General features: G+C 60.8%; 5 protein-coding genes. 3 read left to right on the top strand and 2 right to left on the bottom strand.

Annotated elements, in window-relative coordinates:
• Window positions 1–240: 240 nt before the first annotated feature.
• The 3 genes from AC3WOG_RS07560 (at window position 241) to AC3WOG_RS07550 (ending at window position 5,221) form a co-directional block, all read left to right on the top strand.
• Window positions 241–1,527 (top strand): MFS transporter, encoded by a 1,287-nt coding sequence (locus AC3WOG_RS07560; RefSeq protein WP_492577399.1) that lies wholly within the window; start codon window positions 241–243, stop codon window positions 1,525–1,527.
• Between the two features lie 19 nt (window positions 1,528–1,546).
• Window positions 1,547–3,970, top strand: a complete 2,424-nt coding sequence (locus AC3WOG_RS07555) for a glycoside hydrolase family 31 protein (protein WP_492577398.1) — start codon at window positions 1,547–1,549, stop codon at window positions 3,968–3,970.
• Window positions 3,971–4,033: 63 nt separating this feature from the next.
• Complete coding sequence (locus tag AC3WOG_RS07550) at window positions 4,034–5,221, top strand: porin (RefSeq protein ID WP_492577397.1); 1,188 nt, start codon at window positions 4,034–4,036, stop codon at window positions 5,219–5,221.
• Between the two features lie 1,099 nt (window positions 5,222–6,320).
• On the opposite strand, the gene AC3WOG_RS07545 is transcribed toward AC3WOG_RS07550, so the two are convergent.
• Both AC3WOG_RS07545 and AC3WOG_RS07540 read right to left on the bottom strand, forming a co-directional pair.
• Window positions 6,321–11,921, bottom strand: a complete 5,601-nt coding sequence (locus tag AC3WOG_RS07545) for an ATP-binding sensor histidine kinase (protein WP_492577396.1) — start codon at window positions 11,919–11,921, stop codon at window positions 6,321–6,323.
• Window positions 11,918–12,292, bottom strand: coding sequence for a response regulator transcription factor (locus AC3WOG_RS07540; protein WP_492577395.1), 375 nt, complete (start codon window positions 12,290–12,292; stop codon window positions 11,918–11,920). Before AC3WOG_RS07540 ends, AC3WOG_RS07545 begins: the two co-directional genes overlap by 4 nt.
• Window positions 12,293–12,327 lie beyond the last annotated feature (35 nt).

Genomic DNA, 12,327 nt, shown 5'->3' with positions numbered 1-12,327 from the left:
CATTTACACAAGCTCCTGACGTGAGCAGTCATCAGACTTCTTTGTCTTTCCATATGACACAAACAGCCTGTTTTCACGGTTATTTCAAGAAAATCATCGTGTTATTCTATGGTTTTCCCTAGTAGCCCAGCATCATCTAAGTGATACGATGACTGACACAAAAACAGGTAAATGTTCGAATTCGCGCATACCTGCCTTTCCCACCGGACAGACGGCAGGCACATTGGGTAGGAGACAACGTTGAAAACAATCATTGGTTTGCGCTGGTGGATCATCGCGCTCGTGTGTGCTGGGACGATCGTCAACTATTTGTCGCGCAACGCACTCGGCGTGATGGCGCCCGAGTTGACGAAGCTCATGCATATGAGCACGCAACAGTATTCATATGTGGTCGGCGCGTTTCAGGTCGGCTATACGCTGATGCAGCCCGTATGCGGACTGATCATCGATCTGATCGGTTTGCGGCTCGGCTTTGCCCTGTTCGCCTGCCTATGGTCGATGACAGGCGTGCTACACGGTTTCGCGAGCGGTTGGCTGTCGCTGGCGGCATTGCGCGGGCTCATGGGTTTGAGCGAGGCCGTCGCTATTCCGGCAGGCATGAAGGTTGTCGCCGAATGGTTCCCCAATCGCGAGAAGTCCGTGGCGGTGGGCTACTTCAATGCGGGCACGTCGCTCGGTTCGTTGCTCGCTCCGCCGCTCGTCGTCTTCCTGTCGTTGAGGTACGGCTGGCAGAGCGCGTTCGCCGTAACGGGAGCGCTCGGCTTCGTCTGGGCCGCAGCCTGGTATCTGCTGTACCGCTCGCCGACAGAACACGCGCGCATCAGCACAGTGGAACGCGAGACGATCATCGGTGGCCAAACCCCGCCCACACCGCAACGGCGCAGCATCCGCGAAGTACTCCGCACGCGGCGGTTCTGGGCTATCGCACAGGCGCGCTTCTTCGCGGAACCGGCGTGGCAAACGTTCAGCTTCTGGATTCCTCTCTACCTCGCGACCCAACGCCATATGGATCTGAAGCAGATCGCGCTGTTCGCGTGGCTGCCGTTTCTCGCCGCCGACCTCGGCGGACTGTTCGGCGGCTATCTGTCGCCGTTCCTGATGAAGCACTTGCGCGTGCCGCTGATCTGGTCGCGTATTGCGGGCGTCGTGCTCGGCGCCTTCATGATGATCGGGCCGGCATGCATCGGACTGGTCGCCTCACCGTATCAGGCGATCGCGCTCTTCTGCGTGGGCGGCTTCGCGCATCAGATGATCTCGGCGCTCGTGAATACGCTCGCAGCCGACGTGTTCGACCCCAGTGAAGTCGGCACCGTGGCCGGCTTTGCAGGAATGTCCGCGTGGATCGGCGGCCTCGGTTTTTCGCTGCTCGTCGGCGCGCTGGCCGATTCGATCGGCTACACGCCGCTATTCGGCGCCCTCGGCGCTTTCGACCTGATCGGCGCCACGTTGCTGGTGATTCTGATGCGCGGCGTGTCACGCGACGCGCTGCCGCGTCAAGTCGATAAGCGCACCAGCACTGCAGCTTGACCTCACTTCAAGACATATCATGAGTTCATTGAAGAATCTGAAAGATCGACCGCGCTTTTCGTTATCCGCGCGCAACGGCAACCACATCGTTCTGAGCGCGCAAGCCAACTGCAGGATCGAACTGTTCGTTCTCGCCGACGACATCATTCGCGTGCTCGTCCTGCCGGATGGCGAGCCGCACGGACCGCGGAGCTGGGCCATCGCACCGGGCGCGGACGACGTTCCGCTCGAAGGCCGCGAGCGCCGCGACATGAGCGGTTTCACCCCACCTTCGTTCGACCTGTCGAACGACGCCGGGCACGTCATCGTCGAGACGGCGCGCATCCGCTTGAGCGTCGCGCTCGATGGCGGGTTCTGCTCATGGGACATCCTGCACGGCTCGACATGGCATCGCGTAATGAGCGATCGAAACACGCAGGCGTATAACTTCGGCTGGTGGGATGCGCGCGCGTATCACTACATCGAGCGCCGTCCCGGCGAAATGTATGTCGGCCTCGGCGAGCGTGCTGGTTCGCTGGATCGCGCGGATCAGCGCTACGAAATGCGCAACATCGATGCAATGGGCTATAGCGCGCGCACGACAGATCCGCTCTACAAGCACATTCCGTTCTACGTGACATGGCAACCGCACACGTTGACGGGCTTTGGTCTGTTCTACGACACGCTCGCCGACTGCCGCTTTGACATGGGCCGCGAGCTCGATAACTATCACGGGCACTACCGGCACTTTGTCGCCGAGCATGGCGATCTCGACTATTACTTCATCGCGTCGGCGGGCACGCCCTTGCATGCGGTGCGCCGTTTTACGTGGCTGACCGGGCGTCCGGCCTGGATGCCGAAGTGGGGGCTGGGCTACTCCGGCTCGACCATGAGCTACACCGACGCACCCGATGCGCAGCAACGGATGGGCGAATTCATCGAGCGATGCGACGAGCACGACGTGCTGTGCGATTCGTTCCATCTGTCGTCGGGCTACACGTCGATCGGCGCGAAGCGCTATGTGTTCAACTGGAACCACGAGAAGTTTCCGGATATCGACGGCTTCGTGCAGAGCTATCTCGAGCATGGCGTGCGTCTGTGCGCGAACATCAAGCCTTGCCTGCTGCAGGATCATCCGGCGTTCGACGAAGTGGCGCGAGCCCGCCTGCTGATCGAGTCGCGTGACGGCAATCCGGCGTGGGTGCAGTTCTGGGACGAAGTCGGTGCGTATCTGGACTTCACGAATCCCCACACCATCGAATGGTGGAAAGCGCGCGTAAAAGAAAGCCTGTTGAAACACGGTGTCGCGGCAACCTGGAACGACAACAACGAATTCGAGATCTGGTCGCCCGACGCCATGGCCCAAGGCTTCGGCCAACCGTATCCGGCGCATCAGGCAAAGGTGCTGCAAACGCAACTGATGATGCGCGCGTCGCGCGACGCGCAGCGCGAACACGCGCCCGGGCGGCGGCCGTTCCTTGTGTCCCGTTCGGGCGGCGTAGGCATGCACCGCTATGTACAAACGTGGTCCGGCGACAACTATACGTCGTGGGAAACGCTGCGTTTTAACCTGAAGATGGGCCTCGGGCTTGCGATGTCCGGTGTGTCGAACAGCGGGCACGATATCGGCGGATTCTCCGGACCCGCGCCGGGTCCGGAACTGTTCGCGCGCTGGGTCGCCTTCGGCATCTTCCTGCCGCGCTTCAGCATTCACTCATGGAACGACGACGGCACCGTCAACGAACCCTGGATGCATCCCGAAGTCACGCAGCAGGTGGCCAGTCTGATCAAGCTGCGCTACCGGCTCATTCCCTACCTGTACGAATTGCTCTGGCAATCGCACTGCGCGTACGAGCCGGTGTCGCGTCCGATGTTCGCGGAGTTTCCGCACGACCCGCGCTGTCTCGTCGACGGCGACGACATGATGCTCGGTTCGTCGATGCTGGTCGCACCGGTCGTCGAGGCGGGCCGGTCGGCGCGCGAGGTTTATCTGCCGACAGGCGCGCGTTGGGTGTCGTACTGGAGCGGTGAAGCGTTTGACGGTGGTCAGACGGTGAGCCTGCCCGCCCCCTTCGACCAGCCAGTGATATTGCTGCGGGAAGGCAGCGCGATTGCGTTGAACATCGCTGAACAACACTTCGGCCGTCCAGCCGATGAGCGCGCGTTCATCGCCGTGCCATTCGCGAGTACCGGTACCGCTAGCGGCGGCTGCGTCGAAGACGATGGCGAAAGCGAAGCCTGGCGCACAGGCGCGCAAGGCCGCTGGAATGTAACGATCACGAGCGATGCGAGCACCTTGCGCATTTCGGTCGAACGCGAAGGCTGGATGCAGCAGACGCAGCCGGCAATCCGGATCCTCGTGCCGGCAGACGAAGTGCGCTCAGCCGTCTGCGTTGGCCGTGCGCTGCTGGCCGACCACACTGCCGACGGCTGGCGATGCCTGACGATTTCCATGGCCCACTGAGAAACCATGCATAACTGACCTGAAGGGCAAAGGTCACATTTCTAATCCGGAGACCCGCAGACTATGACCCCATTGAAGCGCTCGCGTACGCGCACACTCGTCCTCTCATGCCTGCCGTTTGCGGGCGCGGTGCTATCAACAGGCGCGTCGGCGCAAAGCAGCGTCACGCTATACGGCGTTGTCGATAACGCCTTCGCCTATGTCAGCAACCAGAAGGGACACTCCAACTTCTACATGAGCCAGGGCAACCTGCAGGCAAGCAAGTTCGGGCTGCTCGGCGCGGAAGACATCGGCGGCGGCACGAAGGCGATTTTCCGGCTTGAAAGCGGCTTCAACTCGCTGACCGGCGCGCAAAGTAGCGCAGGCTTCATTTTCAATCGACAGGCGTATGTCGGGCTGAGCAATGACAAATACGGGACGGTGACACTCGGCCGCCAGTACACGCCCTACTTCCAGGTGGTCGGCGCACTCGGACCAACGGGCGTGCTAACGGGCGCGACAGGCGCGCACCCCGGAGACATCGACGCACTCGACACGACGCTGCGCCTCAACAATTCGGTGACCTACCTGTCGCCGAACATCGCGGGCCTGCAATTCAGTGCGCAGTACGGTCTGGGCGGCGTGCCCGGCAGCGTGGCCAACGGCAGCCAGTTCAGCGCGGCGCTACGCTACGACTACCAGCCGTTTGCGATCGCGGTGGGCTACGTGAAACTGAAAGACATCGCGACGAGCCAGGCGCTCGGCACCTACGCGGTCAACTCGCCGGTGAACAGCGGCTATGCGACGGCACGCAGCGCGCAACTGTTCGCCGCGGCGGCCCGCTACACCCACCAGGACCTGATGGTCGGCGTGAACTATTCGAACGTGCAGTACACGCCGGGCTCCGGTTCGCTGTTCGCCAACGAAGGTGTGTTCAATACGTACGGCGTGATTTCCACGTACCGGATCACGCCAGCCGTGACTGTCGGCGCCGGCTACAGCTACACGCAGGCAAGCAAAGCGAATGGCATCAGCGATGCTGCGCGCTATCAGCAGATTTCGCTCGAGCAGACGTACAGCCTCTCCACCCGCACCACGTTGTATGCACTGGAGGCGTATCAGCATGCGCGGGGCAAGACGTTGGTTGCGGCTGGCAGCACTGGGACGAGTATTACTGACGCAGTGGCTGTCGTCGGCGACTCGCAGAATACGACGCCGTCGTCAGGGCCGTCGCAATTCGTCGGCATGGTGGGGCTGCGTCACGCGTTCTGATGCCGATAGCGAGTTGAATGACCACTCCAGAATGGCCGGAAATGTGGACGCGCGCTGCGGCTAAAGTCAGATGCATCCACGGCGATCACGCAGGAGACCTGCCGAATCAATCAACCCGGTCAGGCCGCTTTTCCGTCGCATAAATTGCGAGCCGAAAAAACAAAACCCCGCAGAGCCTGGACTCTGCGGGGTTTACCGCCATTGCTGGCGGAGACGGAGTCTGCCAATTCGCTTCTTTCAGGCCAACTCAAGTTGGCTCAAGAAATCGCTATACCTCCCGCCGAACATGACTTTCAGGCGATCACATCGAAACCCAGTTGTCTCAATTTGCACCAGCTTGTATCATCCAATCGCAAACTTTATGGTGGGTAGGTTGGCGGGTACAGAATTTTTGCGGTTTTGCGCGAGCGCTTCAACGAAACTGCGGCTTTTCTTCCGCCAAACTTATCCGAGCCCCGCCTGGCGGGCCTCACGGCGCACAGTTCGACGGAGGATGATAAATGCCCAAAATTGCGAAGGAGTTGGGCGCGCTCGCCGTGTCGCGATTGTCCGCACCGGGGCGCTACGCAGTTGGAAAAGTCGCGGGCCTAGCCTTGCAGATTACCCCGACCGCTGCGCGCTCATGGGCCCTCTACAGACTCGCTTTTGACGTTTAGGGTCCAGCACAAGACGGTTAGTTGCATTTTGAAATTGGAAAAGGCGTAGAACGGCGAGCCATTACGAGAGGCCCTCACTGGCTGATGTCGGTTTGCATGACTCAATGAAAGTGGCGAGGGAGGACGGAAAGATACCTTCGCGGCGTGGCAGAAGTCTGGCTGGTTCGATCAGCTGGCACACTTTCTCACGGGCATGCGCCTCAATACCATAGCTGCTCTTGCAAGATCGTCTGATGAGGCGCTCTATCATTCCGCCACGGACCCGCAGTTCCCACTGACGGGACCAGATGATCTCTTGCCTTTCGACGACCTCGCGTGATCAACCGGGCATAGTCGGCATCAACTGAGGCCTGATCTCGAACGAGGTGACGTCGGCGTCACATTGGCCATCCGTACGTGCCCACCATAACTTTGCTGCTCCGAAGGATTTGAACCTGCTCCACTTATCCAGGAATCGGTCCTCGCCGGTCAATCGGCAAAGTGAAAACAAATATCGTCCCGCCGGGATGCCCAGGTGCAGCCGTCAACGTGCCGCCGTGGGCCTCCATGATGGATTTACAGATCGCCAGCCCCATTCCCATTCCGCTGTCCTTGGTCGTAAAGAACGCATCGAAAATACGAGGCGCAATCTCGGCGCTGATGCCGCAGCCATTGTCCTGTACGGAAACCACCATCGAGCCGCCCTGGTCGTCGATGCCGGACGTGATGCTCAGCAAGCGCCGCCGCGCATCGAGATGGCTCATCGCGTCCGCGGCGTTCATGATCAGGTTGAGTACAACCTGCTGCAATTGCACGCGGTCGGCCTGCACGGCGCGACCGGCTGCCAGATCGAGACGGATGACCAAGCCCTTCTGCTCGATTTCGGCAGCCGCAAGCGCCAACACTTCGCGAACCACGCCGTCGACAGATATCCGCACAAAGCTCGGCTTCGCCTCCTTGGCAAGCGACTGCAATGCACGGATGATGCTACCGGCTCGCTTCCCATCCTTGACGATATCGCGCAATCCCGCCAGCGCCTCCGGAATATCGGGTTCTGGGCGGTTCAGCCAACGTACCCCCGCGCTCGCGTTCGAGATGATCGAGGCGAGCGGCTGATTGATTTCATGCGCGATCGAAGCGGCAAGCTCGCCCATCGTGGTCGCCCGCGACGCTCTCGCCAACTCGATCTTTGCGTTCTGCAACGCCAGCTCTGTGGTGTGCCGCTCGGTAAAATCCGTGACAATCCCGACAAAGTTGCTGACGCCCGACGGTTCGCCGCGCACTTCGAGATGCTTGATCGTTCCATCAGGCTCGAGCACCCGGAATTTCATCTGGAACGTAGTGCGGTTGCGCGCGGCACGCTCGACCGTTTCCCGGTATCGCCCGACGTCCTCGGGATGGATCCGCGCTTGGATCATCCCCGTGCTTGGGTTTTTCACGGACGCCGGGATGCCGAACACGTTGTAAAGCTCGTCGGACCAGTAACGCTCGCCGGTCAGACTGTTCCAGATGTAGCTGCCCGAGCGGCCGATTTTCTGCCCCAGCGCGAGCGCTTCTTCACTCATCCGTAGCGCCGTTTCGGTTTGCTTTCTTCGCTTGTTTTCCTCTACGAGTTCCGCATAAAGACGCGCTGTCTCGAGCGAAATCGCCGCTTGCGAAGCCAGCAATTCGAGAACCGAAGTGCGGCTCGCCGTGAAAACACCCGCGGTCAAACTGTTTTCCAGATACAACGCACCGATGGCGTTGCCCTGTTTGACCAGCGGCAAACACAATACCGAACGAACCGCCCGGTCCGAAAGAGACGAATCGAACGAGAATCGCGCATCGCGTTGCGCGTCCTCCACGACGACGGCTTTACGCGTGCGCAGCGCCGTATAGAGCACCGAGAGCGGAATATCGGCGCCCACGGCCTGTGCGCCGGAAAGGGTGACCTGAACGCCTGACTGCTCCTCCTGTCCGCGAGCCTCAATCACCGGAACCTCGTCCTTCAGCAGAATCAGCATGCCGCGCTGGGCGCCCGCGTGCAAGATCGCCAATGTGACGAGGGTCCTGATGAGGCTGTCGAGCACGATCTCTTCGGACAGCGCCTGCGACGATTTCAGCGCGGACACGAGGTCGAACTGCTCCTGCGCATCGGCAATCTCAATCGAGGGCTGCGATACCGCGGGCCGTTCGAGCGAATGGCGCCCAAGCCGTTCGGCGCTTTCGAGCTGCTCGACCTTCGCGAACGCTCCCCAACGGGTATAGGAATCGATCGCGCAACGGCGATGGTGGCGCGCTGCCGTCAACAGAGCGTTCGACTGACAGCACAGCGAAGCCAGTTCGTGAGCGAGCGCATTGCTGTGGGTGAAGCCGTTTTCCGACGCCGCGGCAGCAGCTTGCTCGTACAACGACAAGGCCGCGAGGGGTGAGCCGTTGAGCCGGGCAACCTCGGCCTCGACCAACAAAAGCTTGTCCTTGAAGGTCGCTGGATTGATTTGCGCCCAGTTCCTCAGTTTCGCCAGATGCGGCTGGATCCTCAACACCGCGTCAGCCGCTTCCTGCTCGTTCGTGCACAACTTCGCGAGGGTCAGCGGCGTATAGAAGTGATAGTCCAACAAGTGAATGTGCGCAGGCGTAGCCCACTTCGACTCGCCGGATTCGGCCAGGCAATAGATGGCGTTCTGATAGTCACCATGAAAATAGCAGGCGACGCCCTTCAGCAGCCAGATCCAGAAGCGCAGCGTCGTCATCTGCGTATCGAGCAAATCGGCGTCGAACGTCATTCTTCCGTCGACGACGACACCGAAGCTGCCCGGCAGAGCGGTCCCGCCGGTCAGGCTTTGGACGAAGCGCTTCTGCGTTTCGAGGATGTCCTCGACGTCCTTGAAACGCACGCGTCTGGCGAATGACAGGCCCACGTCGATTTCCTGATCGACCTGGTCCAACGGCACCCCTTGGATCAGCAGGTCCGACACGATGTGATTGCACGAATAGCAACTCATGGTCAGATCGTCGCTCGGACGCGCCGACTCGAACGCATCGCGCGCGCACTGGAGCACGTACGAAAGCGGTTGCGTCCAAACGCTGACCTGATCGAGCGCGACCAGTGTGCTCGTGATCACCGAATGGTAGCCGCGCCGTTCGGACAGCATGCGTCCGAGCCGCGAATATTCAAATCCGTCTTCATAGCGGCCAAAAACTTCGGCGACGTACACGCCGAACCAGGCCAGACAGTGCGCCGATGCCGCCGTTATCCCGTGGTCGATCGTCAACTGCACCATCCGGCACAGATGCAAAAAGCCAAGCCGTTCGTTCACGAACGACGCGGGTGCAAACATGCTCGCCAGCAGCCCCATTTCCGACTCGATCGTGTCGTCGCGCAACGTCGGCAAATCAGCCAATGAGGCAATGCTTCGAGTCCGCAGCGATTCGCTGAGCCGGCTGTATGCGACCTCGACATCCAAAGCCTCCGGATAGCGAGGCAAGTGCGTATTGAACAGCTTGAGACCTTCGAGCGCGGTCTCGACTGCAGCCTCATAGTCGGACAGGTGCTGCTGCATGTCGGCTTTCAGCTTATACACCGCCGCACGCGCGATCACCGACAGATCCTGATGCAGCAGCAGCTTTTCGATTTGCATGCCAGCCGCGTCGAAGTCCGCATTCAGAATATGGCACTGCACCCGCACAATCCCGATCTCATAGCCAAGCGAGCGGGGATAATCTTCGCTGCTCATATCGAGCAGGCTTTGTGCGACATCGAGGTAGTTCAGCGCGGACTGGATCGCAATCGCTTCTTTGGCGTCGCGGGCCGCTTGCAGACAGATCTTGCCGAACGCCGCCGTCTCGGCCGCGTCCAGCCCCTGGAGTGCTCCCGCCGCCTGCGCGCTCTCGATGTGATGCGCGATTTCGAAAGCCGACTTCCGCATCTCGCGCACGTTGAACTCGTCGAACAGGATACGGGCGATCCGCGCGTGTTCGACAGCACGATCCTTCACGGCCGTCAGCGCATACGCGGCCTCCTGGACACGATCGTGCGCGAACGCGAACCCGGTGCGATCCGGGATGATCAGCCCCGCCTCCACGGCGGGACGCAGACGTCGCTCCAACTCGACATCGCCGCCCCGATCGATCCGCACGAGGGTCGTCTTATCGACGCGTCGCCCCATGAATGCAAGCAGTCTAAGGACCGCCTGAGCGTCTTCGGGCAGTCTCGATACGCGCCCGACCATCAGATCGACGACGTTGTCGGAATACTGATGCTCGCCGATTCGATCGAGGTCCCACGTCCACCGGCCCGCAATGCCGTCGTAACGGATCAGTTGATTGTCGGCCAACGTAAGCAGCAGTTGCTTGACGAAAAAAGGGTTTCCGCTGGTCTTTTCGTGAACGACCTCCGCCAGCGCGGATACGTGCCCGGGTGCGCAATGCAGCGCGTCAGCCAGCAACGCACTGACATTGGCGGGATCGAGTGGCCCCACCGCGAGGCTCGTGACCCGCGCGTTGCTGCGCGGCAGCGACTGAAGAAATGCTTTGAGCTTTGGCGACCGTTCGATTTCGTTGTCGCGATACGCGCAGATCAGCAGGACGTGCCTGATCTCGGCGGTAGCCACGAAACCGGCAATGAAGTTCAACGTTGCGTCGTCGAACCAATGAACATCGTCGAAGAAGAGAACCAAGGGATGCTGTTCCGTGGCGAAGACGGATAGCAGCCGCGTGATGAGGGCCTGGAAGCGAAGCTGCGCTTCTACCGGCGGCAAATCCGGCACGTCCGGTTGCGTCCCGAGAACCAGTTCCAGCTCCGGAATGAAACTGACGAGGAGTTTTCCCTGCGACCCGAGCGCATCGCGCAGAACGCATCGCCACGCTTCCAGATCGGCCTCCGGTTCCGCCAGAATGCGCTCGAACAGCGAGCGTACAGCCTGCATCAACGGTGCGTAGGGGGCGTTCTGACCGTACTGCTCGAGCTTCCCTGATGCGAATAATGTAGGCGTTTGAGCGGTGGCGCGATACACGCTTCGCACGAGCTCGGATTTCCCAGCGCCCGAATATCCGGACACGAGGATCAATTCGGACATGCCCTGCCGCGCGTTGCGCCGGAAAGCGTCGAGCAGCGCGTTATATTCACTCGCTCGTCCAAAGAGACGATGCGTGACCGCGAGGTTCCTGACGTTGTCCTCCGCGGCCGGCTCGAATGGAACGATATGCTGCATTTCATTCCAGTCCGCCAGACAGCGCCGCAGATCCGCCTCGAGACTCGACGCGCTTTGATACCGCTCCGCAGAGTTCTTGGAAAGAAGCTTCAGAATGATCGAGCCGAGCACCGGCGGAAGCGCTTTGCGAACGTGCCTCGGGTCCACAGGCTGTCGGGCAACGTGGCTATAAACCCATTCAGCCGCGTCCGCCGCCTCGAAAGGCAGCGCTCCGGTGAGCAGCTCGTATAACGTGACGCCGAGCGAATAGAGATCGCTGCGCTCGTCGGCCTGGCGCTCCACGCGCCGCGCTTGCTCCGGCGACATGTAGGCCAGCGTGCCGTATAACGTGTCCGGGGTTTCCACTGCCGCCTCGCCGAACGCGTCGCGCAAACCCAGCAGCCGGATCGTGCCGTCACCGCCTTCCAACAGATTCGACGGCTTGATGTCGCGGTGCAGGACACCGTGCGCGTGCGCGAGCCGCAAAGCGCGGGCGGCGCCTACGGCAATCCTCAGGAAGCGGCCAACCGCAATCGTTCCGTCCGCCGACAGGTGAACCAGCGCGCCGCCGCGATCTTCGTATACGAGAACAGGTCCTCGCGACAGACGCACAAGCGCAATCGGCCGCACGGCCCATGTCGAATCGAGCTTGTGAGCCGCCGCGAATTCCTGCTGCAAGCGCCGAACCACCGCTTCCGACGGCAGATCCGTGGGCGCCGCGATGAGCCACGACTGCGATCCGTCGCGCGATTTCGCGCGATAACGAACGATGTTGCCGTCGACCAGCAGCGCCTCGAGCGAAAGCTGGTCGAACCATATCTGATCAAAATGCACAGTCGCGCCGGAGTCGCCGGACGATCCGACCGTCCGCTCGATATAGGCGCCTGTGCTCAATTCGCCGCCCCTTTGCGTCCAATGGCGAGCTCGATCGAATCGAGCAGGACTTCTTCAGCAAAGGGCTTGCGCAAAAAACCGACGGCGCCGTGCAGCATCGCGCGGCGAACCGTTTCGTCGTCTCCGTGCGCCGACATGAAAACGATGGGAATACTCCGGTGCGCCGCGTTCAGTTGGCGTTGCACTTCGAGACCTTGCATGCCTTGCATTTTCAGATCGAGCAACACACACAACGCATCGTCTACGACTGGAGAGGCGAGAAACTCCTCTCCAGATGAAAATGACACAGTCGTATAACCCACTGACTTCAGGAGGTTTCCGAGACCGCTTCGTACCGAGGCGTCGTCGTCAACGATGCAAACAAAGCTCATAGCTGCCAATACTCCAATTGCGCCGAGATGATGTT

The organism is Paraburkholderia sp. FW306-02-B (assembly GCF_058782725.1).
This window is presented reverse-complemented; position numbering and strand designations above follow the sequence as displayed.

Coding starts and splice junctions, on each gene's coding strand:
- AC3WOG_RS07555 (WP_492577398.1), top strand. CDS start 1,547: ATGAGTTCATTGAAGAATCTGAAAGATCGACCGCGCTTTTCGTTATCC.
- AC3WOG_RS07550 (WP_492577397.1), top strand. CDS start 4,034: ATGACCCCATTGAAGCGCTCGCGTACGCGCACACTCGTCCTCTCATGC.
- AC3WOG_RS07540 (WP_492577395.1), bottom strand. CDS start 12,292: ATGAGCTTTGTTTGCATCGTTGACGACGACGCCTCGGTACGAAGCGGT.